The 20,780-nt window shown below is 60.8% G+C and carries 20 protein-coding genes and 1 other annotated feature; of the genes, 6 read left to right on the plus strand and 14 right to left on the minus strand.

Features of this window, described 5'->3' with window-relative positions:
• Nucleotides 1-25 precede the first annotated feature (25 nt).
• From AC0JZ8_RS16705 to AC0JZ8_RS16755, 11 genes are all read right to left on the minus strand, one after another.
• Entirely contained in the window at nt 26-2,167 is a 2,142-nt protein-coding gene (locus AC0JZ8_RS16705) for a sodium-translocating pyrophosphatase (protein ID WP_062453275.1), read from the minus strand.
• A 164-nt stretch (nt 2,168-2,331) separates the two neighbouring features.
• Nucleotides 2,332-3,561, minus strand: coding sequence for an MFS transporter (locus tag AC0JZ8_RS16710; RefSeq protein ID WP_062579950.1), 1,230 nt, complete (start codon nt 3,559-3,561; stop codon nt 2,332-2,334).
• Nucleotides 3,562-3,581: 20 nt separating this feature from the next.
• Nucleotides 3,582-4,061, minus strand: coding sequence for a transcription antitermination factor NusB (gene nusB, locus AC0JZ8_RS16715; protein ID WP_430256394.1), 480 nt, complete (start codon nt 4,059-4,061; stop codon nt 3,582-3,584).
• 4 nt (nt 4,062-4,065) lie between these two features.
• A complete protein-coding gene (gene ribH / locus AC0JZ8_RS16720; RefSeq protein ID WP_062453278.1) occupies nt 4,066-4,524 on the minus strand; it encodes a 6,7-dimethyl-8-ribityllumazine synthase in 459 nt (152 codons plus the stop codon).
• A 203-nt stretch (nt 4,525-4,727) separates the two neighbouring features.
• A complete protein-coding gene (locus AC0JZ8_RS16725; RefSeq protein ID WP_062579946.1) occupies nt 4,728-5,339 on the minus strand; it encodes a riboflavin synthase in 612 nt (203 codons plus the stop codon).
• A gap of 9 nt (nt 5,340-5,348) precedes the next feature.
• Nucleotides 5,349-6,428, minus strand: coding sequence for a bifunctional diaminohydroxyphosphoribosylaminopyrimidine deaminase/5-amino-6-(5-phosphoribosylamino)uracil reductase RibD (gene ribD, locus AC0JZ8_RS16730; RefSeq protein WP_471892981.1), 1,080 nt, complete (start codon nt 6,426-6,428; stop codon nt 5,349-5,351).
• Nucleotides 6,429-6,432: 4 nt separating this feature from the next.
• Entirely contained in the window at nt 6,433-6,912 is a 480-nt protein-coding gene (gene nrdR, locus AC0JZ8_RS16735; RefSeq protein WP_062453281.1) for a transcriptional regulator NrdR, read from the minus strand.
• Between the two features lie 9 nt (nt 6,913-6,921).
• Nucleotides 6,922-8,211, minus strand: a complete 1,290-nt coding sequence (gene glyA, locus AC0JZ8_RS16740) for a serine hydroxymethyltransferase (RefSeq protein ID WP_471892982.1) — start codon at nt 8,209-8,211, stop codon at nt 6,922-6,924.
• Nucleotides 8,212-8,396: 185 nt separating this feature from the next.
• A complete protein-coding gene (locus tag AC0JZ8_RS16745) occupies nt 8,397-9,725 on the minus strand; it encodes a L,D-transpeptidase family protein (RefSeq protein WP_062454734.1) in 1,329 nt (442 codons plus the stop codon).
• Between the two features lie 533 nt (nt 9,726-10,258).
• Nucleotides 10,259-10,771: a transcriptional regulator LdtR gene (ldtR, locus tag AC0JZ8_RS16750; RefSeq protein ID WP_062454736.1), complete on the minus strand. Its 513-nt coding sequence runs from the start codon at nt 10,769-10,771 to the stop codon at nt 10,259-10,261.
• A 233-nt stretch (nt 10,772-11,004) separates the two neighbouring features.
• On the minus strand, nt 11,005-11,442 hold the full coding sequence (locus AC0JZ8_RS16755; protein WP_062454738.1) for a DUF6163 family protein: 438 nt from the start codon (nt 11,440-11,442) through the stop codon (nt 11,005-11,007).
• 194 nt (nt 11,443-11,636) lie between these two features.
• Here AC0JZ8_RS16755 and hemB point away from each other — a divergent pair, with 194 nt between their 5' ends.
• From hemB to AC0JZ8_RS16780, 5 genes are all read left to right on the plus strand, one after another.
• Nucleotides 11,637-12,647 carry a porphobilinogen synthase gene (gene hemB, locus AC0JZ8_RS16760; RefSeq protein ID WP_471892983.1) on the plus strand — a complete coding sequence of 337 codons (1,011 nt, stop codon included), beginning with the start codon at nt 11,637-11,639 and terminating at the stop codon, nt 12,645-12,647.
• A gap of 76 nt (nt 12,648-12,723) precedes the next feature.
• Nucleotides 12,724-13,182 carry an RDD family protein gene (locus tag AC0JZ8_RS16765; protein ID WP_062453284.1) on the plus strand — a complete coding sequence of 153 codons (459 nt, stop codon included), beginning with the start codon at nt 12,724-12,726 and terminating at the stop codon, nt 13,180-13,182.
• 121 nt (nt 13,183-13,303) lie between these two features.
• Nucleotides 13,304-14,065: an arginyltransferase gene (locus AC0JZ8_RS16770; RefSeq protein ID WP_062453285.1), complete on the plus strand. Its 762-nt coding sequence runs from the start codon at nt 13,304-13,306 to the stop codon at nt 14,063-14,065.
• A 75-nt stretch (nt 14,066-14,140) separates the two neighbouring features.
• The gene (locus tag AC0JZ8_RS16775; protein WP_062453286.1) at nt 14,141-14,362 is read left to right on the plus strand and encodes an AbrB/MazE/SpoVT family DNA-binding domain-containing protein; all 222 of its coding nucleotides are present in this window, start codon (nt 14,141-14,143) and stop codon (nt 14,360-14,362) included.
• Complete coding sequence (locus AC0JZ8_RS16780; RefSeq protein ID WP_092661935.1) at nt 14,362-14,748, plus strand: type II toxin-antitoxin system death-on-curing family toxin; 387 nt, start codon at nt 14,362-14,364, stop codon at nt 14,746-14,748. Before AC0JZ8_RS16775 ends, AC0JZ8_RS16780 begins: the two co-directional genes overlap by 1 nt.
• A 45-nt stretch (nt 14,749-14,793) precedes the next feature.
• Here the strand turns inward: AC0JZ8_RS16780 and parC are convergent, their stop codons facing one another.
• Nucleotides 14,794-17,061, minus strand: coding sequence for a DNA topoisomerase IV subunit A (gene parC, locus AC0JZ8_RS16785; RefSeq protein WP_471892984.1), 2,268 nt, complete (start codon nt 17,059-17,061; stop codon nt 14,794-14,796).
• A 232-nt stretch (nt 17,062-17,293) separates the two neighbouring features.
• Here parC and AC0JZ8_RS16790 point away from each other — a divergent pair, with 232 nt between their 5' ends.
• Nucleotides 17,294-18,484: a hypothetical protein gene (locus AC0JZ8_RS16790; RefSeq protein ID WP_062453289.1), complete on the plus strand. Its 1,191-nt coding sequence runs from the start codon at nt 17,294-17,296 to the stop codon at nt 18,482-18,484.
• A gap of 82 nt (nt 18,485-18,566) precedes the next feature.
• Here the strand turns inward: AC0JZ8_RS16790 and AC0JZ8_RS16795 are convergent, their stop codons facing one another.
• Both AC0JZ8_RS16795 and AC0JZ8_RS16800 read right to left on the minus strand, forming a co-directional pair.
• Nucleotides 18,567-20,057: a SulP family inorganic anion transporter gene (locus AC0JZ8_RS16795; RefSeq protein ID WP_430256390.1), complete on the minus strand. Its 1,491-nt coding sequence runs from the start codon at nt 20,055-20,057 to the stop codon at nt 18,567-18,569.
• 75 nt (nt 20,058-20,132) lie between these two features.
• Nucleotides 20,133-20,190, minus strand: a sequence feature (sul1 is cis-regulatory element that is thought to sense ions involved in sulfur or methionine metabolism; They are found in Alphaproteobacteria).
• A 174-nt stretch (nt 20,191-20,364) separates the two neighbouring features.
• The gene (locus AC0JZ8_RS16800; RefSeq protein ID WP_062579936.1) at nt 20,365-20,685 is read right to left on the minus strand and encodes a DUF1236 domain-containing protein; all 321 of its coding nucleotides are present in this window, start codon (nt 20,683-20,685) and stop codon (nt 20,365-20,367) included.
• Nucleotides 20,686-20,780 lie beyond the last annotated feature (95 nt).

The following is a 20,780-nucleotide window of genomic DNA, read 5'->3' on the forward strand; positions in this document are numbered from 1 at the left end:
TCTTTTGTCTGTGTGAGACCTGGTTCTAGTGGGCGAGAACCGCCAGCAGCAGAAGGGCGACGATGTTGGTGATCTTAATCGCCGGATTGACGGCAGGGCCTGCCGTATCCTTGTAGGGATCGCCGACCGTATCGCCTGTCACCGAAGCCTTGTGGGCATCGGATCCCTTCATGTGGCGGGTGCCGTCCTTATCGACGAAACCGTCCTCGAAGCTTTTCTTGGCATTGTCCCAGGCGCCGCCGCCCGAGGTCATCGAGATCGCGACGAACAGGCCGTTGATGATGACGCCGAGAAGCGAGGCGCCGAGCGCTGCAAAGGCAGATGCCTTGTCACCGCCCGAGACGAGAAGCACGCCGAAATAGACGAAGATCGGCGCGAGAACCGGGAGCAGCGACGGCACGATCATTTCGCGAATCGCAGCCTTGGTCAGGATATCGACCGCGCGGCCGTAGTCGGGCTTTTCCGTTCCCTGCATGATGCCGGGCTTTTCGCGGAACTGCCGGCGAACTTCCTCGACGATCGAGCTTGCCGCCTTGCCGACCGCCGTCATGGCGATGCCGCCGAACAGATATGGGATGAGACCGCCAAACAGCAGGCCCGCCACCACATACGGATTGGACAGGCTGAACGAGATCTGGCCTACCCCCTGGAAGTACGGATATTTATCGGCGTTTGCCACGAAGTACTGGAGATCGTTGGCATAGGCCGCAAACAGCACCAGTGCGCCGAGACCGGCCGAGCCGATCGCGTAGCCCTTGGTGACGGCCTTGGTCGTATTGCCGACGGCATCCAGAGCATCCGTGGCTTTGCGAACATCCGGCGGCAGATGCGCCATTTCGGCAATGCCGCCGGCATTGTCGGTGACAGGGCCGAAGGCATCGAGTGCCACGATCATTCCGGCAAGGCCGAGCATGGCGGTGACGGCGATGCCTGTGCCGAACAGTCCGGCGAGCTGATAGGTGGAGATGATGCCACCAACGATGACGAGTGCCGGCAGTGCGGTCGATTCCAGCGAGACGGCCAGTCCCTGGATGACGTTGGTGCCGTGGCCCGTGACGGAAGCCTGGGCGATGGAATTGACCGGCCGCTTGTTGGTGCCGGTATAGTATTCGGTGATGACAACGATCAGCGCTGTCACGACCAGCCCGACGAGGCCGCAGGCAAACAGTCTCGCGCCGGTGATGTCCATGCCGGCAACCGTGCCGATCGTGCCCCAACCGATGGTGATCGAGGTCGCGATCGCAAGCCCGACGATGGACAGCAGCCCCGTCACGATCAGTCCCTTGTAGAGGGCGCCCATGATCGAGCCGTTTGTGCCGAGCTTGACGAAGAACGTGCCGACGATCGAGGTGATGATGCAGGTGCCGCAGATCGCCAGCGGATAGAGCATCGCCTGGTCGATGACGGCGCTGCCGGCAAAGAAGATTGCCGCGAGCACCATGGTCGCAACGACCGAGACTGCGTAGGTCTCGAACAGGTCGGCCGCCATGCCGGCGCAGTCACCAACATTGTCGCCCACATTGTCGGCGATCGTTGCCGGGTTGCGTGGATCGTCTTCCGGAATACCGGCTTCCACCTTGCCGACGAGATCGCCGCCGACATCGGCGCCTTTGGTGAAGATGCCGCCGCCAAGGCGCGCGAAGATTGAGATCAGCGAGGCGCCGAAGCCGAGTGCCACAAGGGCATCGATCACTTCGCGTGAACCGACCGCATGGCCGAGCACGGTTGTCAGGATGAAAAAGTAGATGGACACGCCGAGCAGTGCGAGGCCCGCGACAAGCATGCCGGTGATGGCGCCAGACTTGAAGGCAATGTCGAGACCTGCTGCCAGACTATGGGATGCCGCCTGCGCCGTGCGCACATTGGCCCGCACCGAGACGTGCATGCCGATGAAGCCGGCAGCGCCCGAGAGAACGGCGCCGATGATGAAGCCGATGGCTGCCGTGCCAGACAGAAGAAACCATGTGAGACCCGCAACCAGCACACCGACGATGGCAATCGTCATATACTGGCGAGACAGATAGGCCTGTGCGCCTTCGCGGATATAACCGGCGATCTCCTGCATCCGCTGATTGCCTTGATCGGCGGCAAGTACGGAACGCGTGGCCCATGCAGCATAAATGATCGACAGCAGACCGCAGACGATCACACCTAGAATTACAGTCATGCGAATTTTCCTCTCCCTGACCGGCTGCGGGCGATGCCGCCCCGGCATTCTGCACCCTCCAGCAACGGCTTTCCCCTCCCAAGGAACGCAGCTGTTGCCATGCGCGGGTGAGATTGCGGTGAGGAACAACCGCCGTCAAGCGCTACGACGGTAATAGAACCGGGTCAGTTGGCTTTTGCGACGGGCCTGCGCAGCATCAGCGCCAGAATGAGAAGAAGGCAGAAGATCGCGACCGGCCAGATCACCAGGTTGATGAATGACCAGCCCCAGGTGACGAACACCTTGCCCGAGGAGAAGGAGGACAGTGCCACCGTGCCGAAGAGGACGATGTCGTGAAACCCCTGCACCTTGTCGGCCTCCTGCGGGCGATAGCTGGAGGCGACGATCGTGGTCGAGCCGATGAAACCGAAATTCCAACCTATCCCGAGCAGGACCAGCGCCAGCCAGAAATTCCACAATTCCACGCCCATATGGGCAACGATCGCGCAGCCCATCAGCGTGACGAGGCCGGCGGCGACCACTTTTTCCGCGCCGAAGCGGGTGATCAGCATGCCGGTGAAAAAGCTTGGGCCGAACATGGCGAGCACATGCCACTGAATGCCGAGCGCCGCCAGTTCCGTCGGAAAGCCGCAGCCGATCACCATGGCGAGCGGCGCACCAGTCATCACGAAGGTCATCAGCGCGTAGGTGCAGATACCGCAGACCATGCCGGTCATGAACCGCTGCGTCACGACGATTTCCCGCAGCGACCGTGCCGGCGGCTGCTGGGTTGAGAGCGACGCATCCGCCTTGGTCGGAAGACGCAGGAAGGCCATGATGCAGATACCGGCAAGGCAGAGCGGGATCAGCATCAGGAACGCACCGGCGAAGGTCACCGGCGCCAGCCAATCCTTTGCGGCGATGGAGAGCTGAGGCCCGACGATCGCCGAGACGATACCGGCCCCGAGGATCCAGGAGATGGCTCGCGGCTTATAGGCTTTGGGAGAAATATCGGCAGCGGCGAAGCGGATCTTCTGGGTGAAACCGGCGCAGGACCCGACCAGCAGCAGCGCGAAGGCAAACAGCCAGAAATCACCGCGAAACAGCGCAATTGCCGCAAGCCCGCCGCCGATCGCGCCGAGCATGCCGCCCGACATGAAGGCCGCCTTGCGGCCCAGGAACTTGGACGCGATGGCAATCAGCACCGCACCGACGGCCGTGCCGAGGTTGAACGCGGTGATCGGCGCTGTCGCAAGCGACTTGTCGTCGCCGAGAAGCTGGTAGCCGGCAAGAGCGCCGATCGACACTGTGAGAGGTGTGGCAGACCCCAGGATGGCCTGGGTGCCTGCGAGCAGAAAGACGCTGCGGCGGGCGGTGCTCAAGTCAATTCTTTGACGCTCGACCGCTTCGTCCATCTGATGCTCTTTCCGGGATGTTACTTCTTCGCGTCGCCGCGGATCTGCTTGGCAATGCGGTCGAGAACCGCATTGACGACCTTCGGCTCGTCTTCCTCGAAGAACGCGCGGGCAATTTCGACATACTCGGTGACGATGACGGCCACCGGGACATCCTTGCGCTCGACGATCTCGAACGTTCCGGCACGCAGGATGGCGCGCAGGGTCGAATCGATCCGCGACAGCAGCCAGTCTTCCTGCAGCGCCGAGCGGATCAGCGGGTCGATCTTGTCCTGATCGCGCACGACGCCGGCAACGATCGAGCGGAACCAGGAGGCATCCGCCTTCAGATAGGTATCGCCGTCGAGTTCCTGGCCGAGGCGATGCGCCTCATATTCGGCCACGACCTCGAGAACGCCGGTGCCGCCCACATCCATCTGATAAAGGGCCTGAACGGCTGCCAAACGCGCCGCGCCACGCTGATTTGCCGGCTTGACCGGATGCTCGCCTTCTTTGGTCATTCTATCAACCACCATTCAGCTTTTCGCGCAGTGCGATCATGGTGAGGCAGGCACGGGCCGCAAAGCCGCCCTTGTCCTTCTCAGACCGCTTGATGCGCACCCAGGCCTGCTCGTCGTTCTCGACGGTCATAATGCCGTTGCCGATCGCCAGCGATTCGGAGACCGCAAGATCCATCAGCGCGCGCGAGGATTCGTTCGAGACGATGTCGAAATGGTAGGTTTCGCCACGGATGACCATGCCGAGCGCGACAAAGCCGTCATAGGACGTGCCGTCCTGATCGCCGGCATCGAGCGCCATGGCGATTGCCGGCGGAATTTCGAGGGCTCCCGGAACCGTCACCACGTCGTAGGTCGCACCCGCATCCTTGAGAGCGGTCGTTGCGCCATCGAGCAGCGCGTCCGCCATGTCGTCATAAAACCGTGCTTCCACGATCAGGATGTGAGGTGCGTGTTCTTGCGGCATGATTTCACCTTGGTTACATCGGCGCGTTGGGCGACAGGCCGAATAGTCGGCGGTCAAAACATGCCCGGCCGGGAATGGCAAGTGGTTTTCGCTGAACGCTGCGTTGCAGGGCGCGAATACCTATTCTGCAACGCCATCGGGGCGGAACAGGAGGAGCGCAGCTTGCCCGCTGCCGGCTGTTTCCGCATATCGTCGGGTCAGCCTCAGCCTGTCGGGAACTGGGCCAGCCTTGCTGCGTAGCGGGCCATCGTATCGACTTCGAAATTGACGAAATCGCCGGCCTGGCGATCGCCCCATGTGGTGACGCCCAGCGTGTGCCTGATCAGCAGCACGTCGAAATCGGTGCCATCGACCGCATTGACGGTCAGGGATGTGCCATCGAGCGCAACCGATCCCTTAGGCGCGACGAAGCGGGCAAGGCTTTCCGGCGCCCGCAGGCGGATGCGTACCGCTTCGCCTTCAGAGGTCACGGACAGGATCTCCGCCTTGCCGTCGACATGGCCGGAGACGATGTGGCCGCCCAGTTCGTCGCCGATCTTCAGCGCCCGCTCCAGATTGACGCGGGTCCCGGATGTCCAGCCGGCGATCGTCGTCAGCCGCAGCGCTTCTTCCCAGGCTTCCACTTCGAACCAGCGCTCATTGCTGCCGTCCTCGGGCAAGTTGGTCACGGTCAGGCAGACACCTCCATGGGCGATCGAGGCGCCCATCGCGATGGTCTTCGGATCGTAGCTCGTGGCGATGCGGAGCTTGACGCCCTCGTCCATCGGGGTCGTCGCCGCTACGGTTCCGACATCGGTGACAATTCCGGTAAACATCGACGACCTCTATGACTGCTCGATTTTCTGAAAATCGTAGGAACGGTCGGGACCGAACGCATCCTGACGAACCAGCTTGAACCCTTCCGGCATATCGGATGGCGACAGAGGCGATTCAAGACCACCCTCACCCACCGTCGTCGGTCCCTGCGAGACCACGATCCGGTCGACGAGGCCGGCATCAAGGAATGCCTTTCCGATCGTCGCGCCGCCTTCGACAAACAGCAGGGAAATTCCGCGTGTCGCCAACTGGTCGAGAAGTGCTGCGAGATCGCCTGCCTCGATCACATCGACACCTGCGGCCAGAAGTTTCTCGCGCTTTTCGGACTCTTGCGAGACCGGCACGCAGGCGACGATCACAGGCACGTCGCGGGCAGACTTCACCAGAAGGCTGTCGAGCGGCAGTTCGAGACGGCGGTCTAGAATAATGCGGACGGGCGATCTGTCGCTCATCTCGGGAAGCCGGACCGTTAGTTGCGGATCGTCGGAACGGACGGTTCCCATACCAACCAGGATCGCATCGCTTTCGGCGCGCATGACATGCACCTGGGCACGGGCGAGCGGCCCGGTGATCAGCACTTCCTCGCCACGGCGTCCCAGCATTACATCGGCCGAGACGGCAAGCTTGAGCGTGACGTAAGGGCGGTGGCGGATCTGGCGGGAGAGATAACCGGCGAGCGCGCGCTTGCCGTCATCTTCCATGAGGCCAAGCTCGGTCGCGATGCCCGCATCGTGCAGGATCTTCAATCCCTGACCGGAGACGCGCGGATCGGGATCGGCGACGCTGACGACAACGCGGGAAACACCGGCCGCCACGAGCGCATTGGCGCAGGGCGGGGTCTTGCCGTGATGGGCGCAAGGTTCGAGCGTCACATAGGCGGTCGCACCCCTCGCCTTCTCGCCGGCAACGGCGAGCGCGCGGGCTTCCGCATGTGGTCGGCCGTCGCGGGCCGTGACCGCTGCACCAACAATGGCACCATCCCTGACGAGCACGCAGCCGACCGATGGATTGGTCATGGTCTGGCCTTCATGCCAGCGCGACAGCCTCAGCGCTGCGGCCATGAACCGCTGGTCGTCGGCCTCCGACATGGCGTCAGGACTCCAGCCCGGGATCGCGGGCAATCTTGGCGTTGATCTCGGATATCACTTTCTCGAAGTCCTCCGCATGGGAGAAGTCGCGATAGACGGATGCGTAGCGCACGAAGGCGACGTCATCGAGGCTTTTCAGCGATTCGAGCACCTGCAGGCCGATCTCTTCGGAGGAGATTTCGCTCTCGCCCGAGCTTTCGAGGCGCCGGACGATGCCGGAGACGGCGCGCTCGATGCGGTCGGGATCAACCGGCCGCTTGCGCAACGCAATCTGGAACGACCGCACCAGCTTGTTGCGGTCGAACGGTACCTTGCGGCCGGTCTTCTTGGACACCAGCAGCTCGCGCAACTGCACGCGCTCGAATGTCGTGAAGCGACCGCCGCAGTCAGGGCAAATGCGCCGCCGCCTTATAGAGGTGAAATCCTCGGCCGGACGCGAGTCCTTGACCTGGGTATCCTCCGAACCGCAATAGGGGCAGCGCATCGTGTTTCCTTAGAGGTACGGGTACATCGGGAAGCGATTGGTGAGCGTCATCACCTTTTCGCGGACACCCGCTTCCACCACCGCATTGCCCTCGTCCGAATTGGCCGTCTTCAGGCCGTCAAGCAGTTCGACGATCAGGTTGCCGATTTCGGTGAACTCGGCTTCCTTGAAGCCGCGCGTCGTTCCGGCCGGCGTGCCGAGACGGATACCGGACGTGACGAATGGCTTTTCAGGATCGAACGGAATGCCGTTCTTGTTGCAGGTGATATAGCCGCGGCCAAGCGCTGCTTCGGCCCGCTTTCCGGTCGCGTTCTTCTTGCGCAGATCGACCAGCATCAGGTGGTTGTCGGTGCCGCCGGAGACGATGTCGAGACCGCCTGCCACCAGCGTTTCCGACAGGGCCTTGGCGTTCTTGACGATCTGAGCCGCGTAATCCTGGAATTCAGGCTGCAGCGCTTCGCCGAAGGCCACCGCCTTGGCGGCGATGACATGCATCAGCGGGCCGCCCTGCAGGCCGGGGAAGACAGCCGAGTTGAATTTCTTCGCCAGATCCTCGTCATTGGTAAGGATCATGCCGCCGCGCGGTCCGCGCAGCGACTTGTGGGTCGTGGTGGTCGCGACATGGCAGTGCGGGAACGGCGACGGATGCTGGTTGCCGGCAACGAGACCGGCGATATGCGCCATGTCGACCATGAGATAGGCGCCGACTTCGTCGGCGATCTCGCGGAAACGCTTCCAGTCCCAGGTGCGGGAATAGGCCGTGCCGCCGGCGATGATCAGCTTCGGCTTGATCGTGCGGGCCTTCTCGGCCACGGCATCCATATCGAGAAGGTTGTCGCCTTCACGAACGCCGTAGGACACAACGTTGAACCACTTGCCGGACATGTTGACCGGCGAGCCGTGGGTCAGGTGACCGCCCGAGTTGAGATCGAGGCCCATGAATGTGTCGCCCGGCTGCAGCAGCGCCAGGAACACGGCCTGGTTCATCTGCGAACCGGAATTGGGCTGGACGTTGGCGAAGTTCACACCGAACAGCTTTTTGGCACGTTCGATGGCAAGTTCTTCGGCGATGTCGACGAACTGGCAGCCGCCGTAGTAGCGCTTGCCCGGATAGCCTTCGGCATACTTGTTGGTCATGATCGAGCCCTGGGCTTCGAGCACGGCGCGCGACACGATGTTTTCCGAGGCGATCAGTTCGATCTCATGGCGCTGACGGCCAAGTTCCTTCTCGATCGCGCCGAAAATATCCGGATCGGATTCGGCCAGCGGGCGGGAGAAGAATGCTTCGGTATTGGACATGTGCGAGGCTCCTCGAAGGGTGGCAGGCGATGTGACGCGTCTTAGCCTTCCCTTCCGATCAGGGCAATACACGGAGCGACATTTGCGCGTCCAACTCCGTTTCGAGACAACGGCAAAAGGCCGCACCACCCTTTTGGGCGATGCGGCCTTTCAATCGAATTGGTCGTTCGTCAGCGACGTCCTGCTTATTGCGGCAGGAGATCCTGTTCGGTGATCGCACCGGAGGCACGCTCCACGCCGGTCGTGGTCTGCAGAGCCAGTTCCTGGTTGCCGTCGCGCTGGTAGATGTCGTCGCGGAACTGGACGACCTGGTCCTTTGCCGACCATGCCGTGACATAGACGATATAGACCGGAACTTCCTGGCTGAGCTTGATCGGGTTGTTCTGGCGAGCAGCGATAACCCGTTCGATTTCCTGACGCGACCAGCCGGGCGTGTCACGCAGCAGCCAGGTCACGAGATCGCGCACGTTCTGGATACGCATGCAGCCCGAGGACTCAAAGCGCATCAGCTTGTTGAACAGGCCCTGCTGGGGCGTGTCGTGCATGTATTCGTTGTTCGGGTTGTGGAAGTTGATCTTCGTCGAGGACATCGCGTTGATCTTGCCCGGATCCTGGCGGAACATGAAGTTCGGCGCCTTGGGGGCATTCCAATCCACGGTTTCCGGCGACACTTCCTGGCCACGACCGTCGATCAGACGGATGTTGTTGCGTGTTAGGTAAGTCGGGTCCTTGCGCATCAACGGCACGATGTCTTTTTCGACGATCGAGCGCGGTGCGGTCCAGTAAGGATTGAGGATGACTTCGTAGATTTTCGAATTGATCGCATGGGTCGGGCGGTCGATACGGCCGACGACCGCATTGGTGCGCAGCGCCACGCGATCGTTCTCGACCGCTTCAACATAGGCCGCCGGGATGTTGACCATGACGTAACGCGAACCGAGATCACCGGACATCGACTGCAGGCGAACCCGGTTGGTTTCGAGCTGCATCAGACGTGTCTGGGCCGGAACGTTCATCGCCTTGACGCTGAATTCGCCAAGCACGCCATCTGCCGGCAGGCCGTGACGGGCCTGGAAGCGCTTGACGGCACCGTCGACATTGCTGTCGAACGAGCTGGACATGCCTGCGGACTGATCGAGATCGCCGGCGATCATCAGGCGACGGCGCAGGTTCTGCACAGACGGATCAACGACGCCGAGCTGCAGGCGCACGGACGAATTGACATCGGGCCAGCCACCTGCAGAAACGATCTGCTGATAGAAGGCGATCGCCTGCTGGATGTTTGCCGGGCCTTCGGAACCAAGGATCGGATTGTTGGAGACGACACCGACGGCCGAGCGCGAACCACGCGCATCGAACTGGTCATCCCAGTTGCCACGACGAGGCGCGGTCATGATGCCATCGAGCGTCGACTGCGCCAAAGCCGGCGCGGCCAGAACGGCGGCACCCACGGAGACGGCCGAACGCAACATGGCGCGGCGGGAAAGCAATTCCGATCCGATCTTTTTCGACATCATCCTGTCCATCTGGTCCCAGAGGCTTCAAAACAAAAGCGCTACAGGGATATGGTTAATAAACGCGCAAAATTCCGCGGCTGGGCTGCTGGAAATGCTCGGGGGGCCATCTGGAGTAGCACGAGTTTCCCGAACCTGTTCAAGCATGGCGGTCCCATAGCAATATGGCCAATTCGTGTCAGTTTCCGCAGCGTCACAAAGCCGTGTGAAAGCGTGACTTTTCGGCCTCCTTCGAGATACTTAACGGGAAATGTGGCAGGCGCGAACTCGAAGCCATTTCGGGAGGTTGGGAGTGCGCTGTGGAGCGAGAGAACGCTGCGTTCCGGTGTTCTGAAAGAGCCTGCATCAGGCGACCATGACAGAGGACATCTGGAGCTCTGAAACGGGATCGGCGGAGCGTATTGCTACGCTCCGCCCGATATGTGTGTCGTGCCACTGCATGACTGGAGGAAATGCAGGCGCCGACAGTTGTCTTTGCCGTGCCGCCGTCGCGCCTCCGGTGGTTCAGGAGCGCGGCGCGGCGATGGCAGATATTACATGCGGTAAGCGATGCTGTCGTTCCAGAAGCGGTCGAGGCGCTGCAGCAGCTTGTTCATCTGCGAGAACTCGCCTTCGCCGATGCCGCCGACCTTTTCGATCGAGCCGACGTGGCGATCATAGAGCTTGGCGACGGTTTCTGCGACTTCCTGGCCTTCCTTGGTCAGGCTGATGCGGACCGAGCGGCGGTCGATGCGCGAACGCTGGTGGTTGATGAAACCGAGGTCGACCAGCTTCTTGACGTTGTAGGAAACGTTGGAGCCGAGATAGTAACCGCGCGAGCGCAGTTCACCGGCAGTGAGTTCCGAGTTGCCGATGTTGAAGAGGAGAAGTGCCTGGATGGCGTTGACGTCGTCGCGACCCTGGCGGTCGAACTCGTCCTTGATGACGTCGAGCAGGCGGCGGTGAAGGCGCTCGACCAGGTGGAGCGATTCCATGTAAAGCGAACGGATCGGGTCTTCGTTGATGTCTGCTGCGACCGGTGCCTGCGGCTTCATTTTCGTGTTCATCATGACTGCCTCACTGTTTTGCTTGGCGGTGTGTTTGTTTATTCCCGCCTTGAGACAGACACTAACGAAAGCGCATAAAATTCGACTTAAAACAAAGGGTTAACAAAATCTTGCAGAAGTTTTTCCAATCGTCGGCAGTCTAGCTGCCTCCCCCTCACCCTTATTTCCGCCCTATTGAAATCAATGGATTAGGTCGAAATTTCAGGCCAAATCAAGGCGCCAAAGCTTTAGGGTCAAGGTGAATCAATCCTTACCCGCTCCGCCTTGCGCCGCTCTTCCAGCCATAAAGAGAGCCGAAACACGCCGTAAATGGCGGCCACGAGGCCGTGCAGGATGGGCACAAGAGTGTTCCGTCCGAAGATTTCTGGCCAGACGAGATACATCAGCACCTGCGAGAACGCTGCGATGGTCCAGAGCACCGCGCCCCAGGACACGGTGAGCCACAAACCGAGCGAGGCAACCGGAAACAGAACGGCAAGCGAGGCCGCCGCCACTTTCCAGGGCGGCGCCAGAAGATCAAAGCGCGCCATGCCGTGCAGCGAATAGCCGACCAGCATCGCCCAGTACTGGATGCCGAACCATAGGCAGGCAACCGCGATAATCCTGAGGAAGACGACGAAAAGGATTTCCGTCAGCGTGCGCTTGGGTACCGTGGGTGAATCAGATTCCATACCGGCGATCATATCGGGAGACGTCGCGAGCCGCCAGCATGCCGCATGGCAGCAATGCGCAGTAAGCCCCATTCATAAACAGTTTCTCGCGTGTTAGAGCGTTTGACCTGACACAAGCCCGCTGCGGCAGAATCTTTCAATCCAGCCAGGAAACGCTCTCGTCAGCAGCGAGCAATAAGAACGGAGTATCCGTCATGGACAAGACCCACCTCGTCGACCACGTCACCGGTCATCGCCGCATGCGGCGCAACCGCAAGGCAGACTGGACGCGACGCATGGTGCAGGAGAACCGGCTAAGCGTGGACGACCTGATCTGGCCGATCTTCATCGTGCCCGGCACCGGCATCGTCGATCCGATCAAGTCGATGCCCGGGGTCAACCGGATGAGCGTCGACAAGGCGGTGGAGGCTATCAGGGAAGCGGCCGATCTCGGCATTCCCGCTGTTGCGCCCTTCCCCGACATCGAGATGAACCTGCGCGATGAGACGGGATCAGCGATCCTCGATCCGAACAACCTCATCAACCAGTTCACCATCGCCGCGAAGAAAGCGGTGCCCAATATCGGCGTCATCACCGATGTGGCGCTCGACCCGTTTACCAGCCATGGCCATGACGGCATCCTGCGTGAGGGCATGATCGTCAACGACGAGACGGTTGATCAGGTGATCAAGGCGGCGGTCCTGCAGGCGGATGCAGGTGCCGACATCATCGCGCCGTCCGAGATGATGGACGGTCGCATCGGCGCCATCCGCCGCGGGCTCGACGCTGCCGGTCACCAGGATGTCGGCATCATGTCCTATGCGACAAAGTTCTCCTCGGGATTTTACGGTCCGTACCGTGAGGCGATCAATACGAGCGGGCTCCTGAAGGGCGACAAGAACGCCTATTACATCTCGCCCGCCAACGGCACCGAAGCGATGCGCGACGCGGCACTCGACGTGGAAGAAGGCGCCGACATGCTGATGGTCAAGCCGGGCATCGCCTATCTCGACATCTGTTGGCGCGTGAAGGAAGCCTTCGGCCTGCCGACCTACGCCTATCAGGTCTCCGGCGAATATTCGCAGATCAAGGCGGCGGCGATGAACGGCTGGATCGACGGCGACCGGATCATGATGGAGACGCTGCTCTGCTTCAAGCGCGCCGGCTGCGACGGCATCCTGACCTACTTTGCGATCGAGGCCGCGAAGAAACTCGGCCGGGTTTAAAGCCTATGGTGGCAAACCTTGCTGTTGGGCTTGCCACCTCTTATATCGGGTTTGGTACAACTGGAGAACCACGCGAATGAGCTTCGAACCGAACCCGACCTATGCCGCACCGGACAATTGGCGCGCCTATAGCGGCGTTCTGTCACGCCGGATCTTCGCCTTTGTCATCGATTACCTGTTCGTTCTTCTGCTGTGCATCCCTGCAGCGGTGATCGTGTTCTTCTTGGGAATTCTGACGCTCGGGCTTGGCTTCATGCTCTATCCCGCGTTGTTCTTCATCGTCGCCCTCCTCTATTTCGGCCTGACGCTCGGTGGCGCCAGCCAGGGATCTCCGGGCATGCGCGCCATGGGGCTTGCCATGACACGGGTCGACGGGCGCCGGATGGATTTCCTGACTGCCATGGTTCACACGGTACTGTTCTGGGTGATCAATTCGGTACTGACGCCGCTGGTGCTCCTGGCCGGGCTGTTTATCGAGCGCTCGCGGCTGGTTCACGATCTCCTCCTCGGCACCGTCGTCGTCCGCAGGTCGTAAGACCGCAACAGTGATCTAGGGATGCGTCAACCGGCAAATGCGCCAGTTGACGTTTCCGCGTTATGCGCCATGCTAGGATCAGTAGCGCCACGAGCAAGACGACGGACCGGGCTGCACCTCTATGAACACACAGACAACGCCATCACCTCAGTTCTACCTGACGGCACCGGCGATTTGTCCGTATCTATCGGGTGAAATGGAACGCAAGGTGTTCACGCATCTCGTCGGTCCTCGCGCGGCGGAGATGAACGACCTATTGACCCAAGGCGGGTTTCGACGGTCCCAGAACATCGCCTACCGGCCAGCCTGCGAAGCGTGCCGTGCCTGCGTTTCTGTTCGAATCCTTGCAGGCGACTTCCAGCCGGCGAAGTCCATGAGGCGCGTTCTCGCGACCAACAGCGACATCATTGCGACCCTTGGTCCAGCGCAGCCGTCGACCGAACAGTTCTCCCTGTTCCGACGGTATCTCGACAGCCGTCACCAGCGCGGCGGGATGTCGGACATGTCCGCCCTCGACTACGCAATCATGGTCGAGGATTCGCACGTCAACACCCGCGTCATCGAATACCGCCGCCGCGAGCCGGGAGACGGTATCGCCGGCACGCCGAGGGGCGAATTGCTCGCCGTGGCGCTGACCGACATGATGAGCGACGGGCTGTCGATGGTCTATTCCTTCTTCAACCCCGATCTCGAAAAGCGCTCTCTCGGCACCTTCATGATCCTCGACCATATCAACCGCACGAAGACGCTCGGCCTGCCGCATGTCTATCTCGGCTACTGGGTGAAGGGCTCGCCCAAGATGGGCTACAAGACCCGCTACCAGCCTCAGGAACACCTGACGGCCCGCGGATGGGAACTTGCCGATCCGGCGCGCGACGTCTGACGCCCCCTCTCCCGACGGCATTGCAAATCGGCCATCCTCATGTTGTAACTCGCGTTGCAACACGAGAATACGCGCATGAAGACCACCATCCGCAAGATCGGCAATTCCGAAGGCATCATCATCCCGAAGGAGATTCTGGAGCGGATGGGGTTGCGCGCGGGAGATAATATCGATCTTAGCGAAGAAGCAGGGAAGCTGGTCTTGAAGCCGCTCGATGACGATTTCAACCGTCAGCTAGAGCATGCGGAGCGCTTCATGGACAGATACAAGGTTGCCCTCAAGAAGCTGGCCGAGTGATGGCCATCCAATTTCTTTCACGAGCGCTGGTTGAACGCCTCCACCTGCGCCAGATCGAAAGATTCGGTGGGGCTTATGGTTTGCGCGATGAGGGCGCGCTGGAATCTGCGCTGATGCTTGCCGTCAACAAGGTTGCATATGGATCGACAGACCTCATCGAGCTGGCGGTAGCGTATCTTTACGTTCTTGCAATGAACAATGCTTTCATCGACGGAAACAAGCGGATCGCGATCGTCTCAGCCGGTGTCTTCCTGATGGACAACGGGTATGCCATCGATACCGATGACGCCACGCTCTACCAATTCATCCTCTCCGTCGCAGCCGGCGAGATCGACGAGGATGGTGCAGCGCGGTTCCTTCGCGATCACACGGTCCCCTACCCCTGAACCGGTCCGCCCATCAGGGCGAACCGTCTCAATCCAAAGGCCTGATCAGCCGGCGAATTTGCCGCTGCGCGGAAAGCCCTTCGGAACGGTGCGGCCGGCGGAGGCGCGGTCACCCATCCATTCGAGAAGCTCATCCTTGCTGCGGTTGAAGGCGCGTCCGGCACTGTCTTCCCAGGCAAGCCCGGTATCGATTGCGAAACACTTGATGTCGGAGATGCCGCCGCCCTTGTAGCGCTGCAGGCGCACGCCCTTGCCGCGTGTCATTTCCGGCAACTGGTCGAGCGGAAAGACCAGCATCTTGCGGTTCTCGCCGACAATCGCGACGTGATCGCCCTTGACCTGAACGACCAGCTTTGCCTCGTCCGGCATCGAGACGTTCATGACCTGCTTGCCCTTGCGGGTGTTGGCCACCATCTCGCTTTCGGCAATGACAAAGCCATAGCCGGCGGTCGAGGCGATCACCATCTTGCGGCTGGCGTCGTGGACGAAGGCGGTCAGGATGTCCTGGTCGTTCTCCATGTCGACGATGATGCGGATCGGCTCGCCATGACCGCGGCCGCCCGGCAGCTTATCGGCGCCGAGCGTGTAGGCCTTGCCGCCTGTTGTCACCAGCAGCAGCTTGTCGGTCGTCTGCGCCGTGAACGCGATCTTCGGTCCGTCTCCTTCCTTGAAGACGAGGCCCGACGTATCGGTCACATGCCCCTTCAAGGCGCGGATCCAGCCCTTCTGCGAAATCACGACGGTGATCGGTTCCTTTTCGATCATCGCCTGCTGGATTGCTTCCAGATTGGCTTCCGGCGCATTGGCGAATTGGGTGCGGCGGCGGCCAAGTTCGGTCGCCTTGGCATACTGTTTCTTGACCTCCTGGATCTCCCAGGCAACGGTCTTCCACTGCTGTTCGTCGGAGGCGAGAAGCGCTTCGATCTCGCCCTTTTCCTTGGTCAGATTATCGTGCTCGGTGCGGATCTCGAACTCTTCGAGCTTGCGCAAATTGCGCAGCCGCATGTTGAGGATCGATTCCACCTGCAGGTCGGTCAGAGACCAGCGCGCCACCATGACAGGCTTCGGCTCGTCCTCCTCGCGGATGATGCGGATCACCTCGTCGATGTTGAGATAGGCGATCAGCAGGCCGCCGAGGATTTCCAGCCGCCGGTCGATTGCTGCCAGACGGTAGCGGGAGCGGCGAACCAGCACGTCCTTGCGATGCGCCAGCCATTCGAGCAGCACCTCGTTCAGCGCCATCACCCGCGGCACGCGCCCCATCGAGAGCAAGTTCATGTTGAGCGGAATGCGGTTTTCAAGCTCGGTCAGCTTGAACATCGATTCCATCAGCAGCGTCGCATCGACCGTGCGGTTCTTCGGCACGATGATGATGCGGACGTCTTCGGCGGATTCGTCGCGGATGTCGTCGAGCAGCGGCAGCCTGCGGGCAATCAGCAGTTCGGCGATCTTTTCGATCAGGCGCGACTTCTGCACCTGGTAGGGAATTTCGGTGACGACGATCTGATAGCCGCCGCGGCCGAGATCCTCGATCTCCCACTTGGCGCGGACGCGGAAGCCGCCGCGACCTGTCTTGTAGCTCTCGAGGATCGACTCGCGGTTATCGATGATGATGCCGCCGGTCGGAAGATCCGGACCCGGCATGAACTCGAGCAGCTTTTCGACGCTGGCATCCGGATGGGCGATGAGATGCAGCGCCGCGTCGCAGACTTCATGGGCATTGTGCGACGGGATCGACGTCGCCATGCCGACCGCGATCCCCGAGGCGCCGTTGGCCAGCAGGTTCGGGAAGGCACCGGGCAGAACCGTCGGTTCGGAGTTGCTCTCGTCGTAGGTATCGCGAAAGTCGACCGCATCCTCGCCGATTCCCTGCAGCAGCAGTTCGGCAACGGCAGTCATCTTCGATTCGGTGTAACGCATCGCGGCGGGGCTATCGCCGTCGATATTGCCGAAATTGCCCTGGCCGTTGACCAGCGGATAGCGCTGCGAGAAATCCTGCGCGAGACGGGCAAGCGCATCGTAGATCGATTGGTCGCCGTGCGGATGGTAGTTACCCATCACTTCACCGACGATCTTCGCGCATTTGCGGAAGGCCGAGTTGGGGCGAAGGCCCATCTCGTTCATCGCGTAGACGATACGGCGATGGACGGGTTTCAGACCGTCGCGCACATCAGGCAGAGCACGGTGCATGATCGTGGAAAGAGCGTAGGCAAGATAGCGCTCTTCGAGCGCTGCCTTCAGGTCAACCGCCTGAATGTGGTCGCCGCCGCCGTCTCCCGAGCCGTCGCCAAGTGGAGTTACAATTTTTCCCATGGCACTTGACTATAGAAATCCCTGATTCCCGGCAAGAAACCTATCCAAACGCCCTGTGGATGATCGGGCCGATGACACAAGTTTTCACTGTTTGGCGACAAACATTTACGCTGCCGCAATTATGCCGAAGCGAATGGACACTACGGCATGGACGTTTTGCACCGTCCGCCTTAACTCTTGCCTCAGCCAGACTGTAATTGATCCCGGGCCGTGCCGCCCGCCAGGAGGACCTATGACCCACTTTTCCACCACGGCGCGCCTGCTTGCCGCCGCCACAGCGCTGTCGGTGTTTGCCGGGCCGGCCTTGGCTCTCGACGGCAACGATCTTCTGAAGAAGATCAACGCCGCGCTCGTCATCCAGGGCGGCGCGCTCGAAGCCCAGTCGGTTGCCGTCGACGGGTCGAAGGTGACGCTTACAGGCGCGACCTACAATCCCTCAGGGGCTCCGCAGAAGATGCCGATCGGCACTGTGACGATGGATGGCGTCGAAGAAGCCGAGGGTGGCTACACGATCGACAAGGTGACCTTCCCTAACATCAACGTTTCGCATGAAGCCACCACGATCAGCGCGTCCGACATCACGATGAGCGGCGTCACGGTACCGGCGGACGCCACGAAGAACACAATCGAGTCGCTCCTGCTCTACGAGGAAGCCAAGACCGGCGCCACGACCGTCGCAGTCGGCGGCAAGACCGTTCTCACAGTCGGCCCGAGCAGCGTCACGACGGAGGTTGCGGACGACAATTCCGGTATCGACTTCGATATGGCACTGAACGAAATCAAGGCGGATCTCAGCATCATCGACGACCCGCAGTCGCGCGAGGCAATCCAGGCGCTTGGCGTCAACACTCTGGATGGCAGCATCAACCTCAACGGCACATGGACGCAGAACGACGGTACTGTCGCCGTCGAGGAATATGCGATCGACTTCGACAAGGTTGGCCGTCTCGATCTGTCCTTCAGCTTTTCCGGCTATACGATCGACTTCCTGAAGTCCGCTCAGGAAACCGCAAAGGCGCTGGAAGCCAACCCGAACAAGCAGGAAGCGCAACAGGCGGCAAACCTTGCCATGCTTGGCCTGATGCAGCGGCTCACGTTCAACGCGGCCCAGATCCGCTTCGAGGATGATGGCGTGACGGCGAAGGCGCTGGATTATGCCGGCAAGAAGCAGGGTTCGAACGGCCCGCAGATGGCACAGATGATCAAGGCGATGACGCCGATCGTGCTGTCGCAGTATAACATTCCGGAACTGCAGAACATGCTGAGCCAGGCCGTCAACACCTATCTCGACAAGCCCGAGAACCTGACGATCACGGCAGAGCCGGCAAACCCTGTTCCGTTCCCGATGATCATGGGCGCGGCAATGGGCGCACCGAACACGCTGCCGAACGTGCTGGGCGTCAAGGTCTCCGCGAACGACTGATCGCTTCCCTCTACGGGATGAATGAAAAAGCCCCGGCAAGCGATTGCCGGGGCTTTGTCTTGTTCAGGATAGGTGCGCCGCTTCAGTGTCCGGGGGTTGCCGAAAGGGCTGCGTGTTCCTTGTCGTGCAGCGCGAACCGGTCGATCATCGAGGCGCTTGCCTCGTTGGCACCGATCACCTCGACGGCGATGCCGCGGCTACGGAATTTCATCACTGCACGGTCGAGTGCACCGACGGCCGAGATATCCCAGAGGTGCGCACGGCGAACGTCGATCGTGACGCGTTCCAGGCTTTCGGCGAAATCGAAGGCGTCAACGAGAGCGTCTGCCGAGGCGAAGAAGACCTGTCCTTCAACCGCATAGGTTCTTGCCTTGCCTTCTTCGGAAAGGCTGGAGGACACGCGCACCATCCTGGCCACCTTGCCCGCAAAGAACACACCCGACAGAAGCACGCCGACGATGACGCCCTTCGACAGATCGTGCGTTGCCAGAACAACCGCGACGGTCGAGAGCATGACGATCGAGGATGTACCGGGATGCCGCTTGAGATCGATGACCGACTTCCAAGAGAACGTGCCGATCGCCACCATGATCATGACGGCCACGAGTGCTGCAACCGGCACAATGCGCAGGATATCATCAAGCACCAGAAGCAGGATCAGCAGGTATATGCCGGAGGCAAAGGTCGAAAGCCGGCCGCGCCCGCCTGACGTGACGTTGATCACCGATTGGCCGATCATGGCGCAGCCGCCCATGCCGCCGAACAGGGCTGCAACGATGTTGCCGCTGCCCTGACCGAAACATTCTTTTGTCTTGCTGCTGGTCGTGTCTGTCATTTCATCGACGATCTGTGCGGTCAGCAGCGATTCCAGAAGACCGACGGCTGCGAGTGCCAGCGAATACGGAAAGATGATCCGCAGCGTCTCGAAGGTCAGTGGCACGTCCGGCAACAGGAAGTCTGGAAGCGCCGTCGGCATCGCGCCAAGATCGGCAACGGTCGGAACCTCTATGCCGAAGGAGAGCGCCAGAATGGTAACGGCAGCGATCGCCACAAGGGGTGACGGGATGGCTTTGGTTACATAGGGAAACAGATAGATGATGCCGAGCGCCAATGCGATGAGCAGGTAGGTCACTTCGGGAACGTTGATGAGCTGCGGCAGCTGAGCCAAAAAGATCAGGATCGCCAGTGAGTTGACGAAGCCGGTCATGACCGATTTCGACACGAACCGCATCAGGCGACCGAGTTTCAGCATGCCGGCGAAGATCTGCAGGATGCCCATCAGGATGGTTGCGGCAAACAGGTACTGAATGCCGTGATCGCGTACCAGGGGCCCCATCAGCACCGCAGTGGCAGCCGTGGCGGCCGAAATCATGGCCGGGCGGCCACCGGTGATCGCGGTGGTGCAGGCAATGGCGACCGAGGCGAACAGGCCGACCTTTGGATCAACGCCGGCAATGATGGAAAAACCGACAGCTTCGGGGATGAGCGCGAGCGCAACGACGATGCCGGCAAGGAGATCGCCGCGAATGTTCGAAAACCATTCGCGCCGATAGGCGGAAATTGACTGTGTCATGTATTGGAAACTTCGCAAATAAAGCGCATCCGCCGGGAGGTATCCTCCAGGGTGAGAAAGACGGCTGATGCTTTGCGTTGTCCGGCGGATCGGCGGCCGGAAGAGCCACTCGGGAGTTTCACCTGAGTCCTTGTGATGGGCGACCTATAGCGGAGAGAATTGCAGATGCCAAGCGTGGTACGGGAATATCTGCGAGACGGCGACGGTAGCGGCCCCGAAGCGATACGGACTAAAAGCTCCGACGCAAAAAGACCGGAGCTGCGGTGGCAGCCCCGGTCTCTCAAATACTAACCGAAATCAGACAGTACTATTCCAGGACCTGAATAACCGTGCGCGTCTGCGGGTCGACGATGACGCGGCGATCGTTCACGACCGTGTAACCGTAGGAGTCATATCCCTGCACAGGACGGACCTGGACGGCTTCCGGCAGCACGCGGCCGACTAGAACGTCGCCTTCGTACGGCACGGATTCAACCGGCTGTTCCATCACGTAGGTGCGGACTTCGCCTGGCATGACAACCGTTGCGGGTGCCATTGCTGGTTCCTGCGTGATGATCGTCGTCTGGGCGAAGGCTGCACTCGAAAGCGCCATGAATGCCGCCGAAGCGGTCAGTACGATCTTGCGCATAGTCTTACTCCATTTGTTTATTCTGCCTCTACAACTCGAAGTACGCGGCGATGGTTCCGTCCGACCAAGGTCTGATCGCTGCACTGCAACCAAGC

The organism is Velazquezella soli, from assembly GCF_977018685.1.

Coding starts and splice junctions, on each gene's coding strand:
- AC0JZ8_RS16765 (WP_062453284.1), top strand. CDS start 12,724: ATGAGCTTCGAACCGAACCCGACCTATGCCGCACCGGACAATTGGCGC.
- ribD (WP_471892981.1), bottom strand. CDS start 6,428: ATGTCGGAGGCCGACGACCAGCGGTTCATGGCCGCAGCGCTGAGGCTG.
- glyA (WP_471892982.1), bottom strand. CDS start 8,211: ATGTCCAATACCGAAGCATTCTTCTCCCGCCCGCTGGCCGAATCCGAT.
- AC0JZ8_RS16745 (WP_062454734.1), bottom strand. CDS start 9,725: ATGTCGAAAAAGATCGGATCGGAATTGCTTTCCCGCCGCGCCATGTTG.
- AC0JZ8_RS16710 (WP_062579950.1), bottom strand. CDS start 3,561: ATGGACGAAGCGGTCGAGCGTCAAAGAATTGACTTGAGCACCGCCCGC.
- AC0JZ8_RS16725 (WP_062579946.1), bottom strand. CDS start 5,339: ATGTTTACCGGAATTGTCACCGATGTCGGAACCGTAGCGGCGACGACC.
- AC0JZ8_RS16775 (WP_062453286.1), top strand. CDS start 14,141: ATGAAGACCACCATCCGCAAGATCGGCAATTCCGAAGGCATCATCATC.
- AC0JZ8_RS16780 (WP_092661935.1), top strand. CDS start 14,362: ATGGCCATCCAATTTCTTTCACGAGCGCTGGTTGAACGCCTCCACCTG.
- ldtR (WP_062454736.1), bottom strand. CDS start 10,771: ATGAACACGAAAATGAAGCCGCAGGCACCGGTCGCAGCAGACATCAAC.
- AC0JZ8_RS16705 (WP_062453275.1), bottom strand. CDS start 2,167: ATGACTGTAATTCTAGGTGTGATCGTCTGCGGTCTGCTGTCGATCATT.
- nusB (WP_430256394.1), bottom strand. CDS start 4,061: ATGACCAAAGAAGGCGAGCATCCGGTCAAGCCGGCAAATCAGCGTGGC.
- hemB (WP_471892983.1), top strand. CDS start 11,637: ATGGACAAGACCCACCTCGTCGACCACGTCACCGGTCATCGCCGCATG.
- ribH (WP_062453278.1), bottom strand. CDS start 4,524: ATGCCGCAAGAACACGCACCTCACATCCTGATCGTGGAAGCACGGTTT.
- nrdR (WP_062453281.1), bottom strand. CDS start 6,912: ATGCGCTGCCCCTATTGCGGTTCGGAGGATACCCAGGTCAAGGACTCG.
- AC0JZ8_RS16800 (WP_062579936.1), bottom strand. CDS start 20,685: ATGCGCAAGATCGTACTGACCGCTTCGGCGGCATTCATGGCGCTTTCG.
- AC0JZ8_RS16795 (WP_430256390.1), bottom strand. CDS start 20,057: ATGACACAGTCAATTTCCGCCTATCGGCGCGAATGGTTTTCGAACATT.
- AC0JZ8_RS16790 (WP_062453289.1), top strand. CDS start 17,294: ATGACCCACTTTTCCACCACGGCGCGCCTGCTTGCCGCCGCCACAGCG.
- AC0JZ8_RS16770 (WP_062453285.1), top strand. CDS start 13,304: ATGAACACACAGACAACGCCATCACCTCAGTTCTACCTGACGGCACCG.
- AC0JZ8_RS16755 (WP_062454738.1), bottom strand. CDS start 11,442: ATGGAATCTGATTCACCCACGGTACCCAAGCGCACGCTGACGGAAATC.
- parC (WP_471892984.1), bottom strand. CDS start 17,061: ATGGGAAAAATTGTAACTCCACTTGGCGACGGCTCGGGAGACGGCGGC.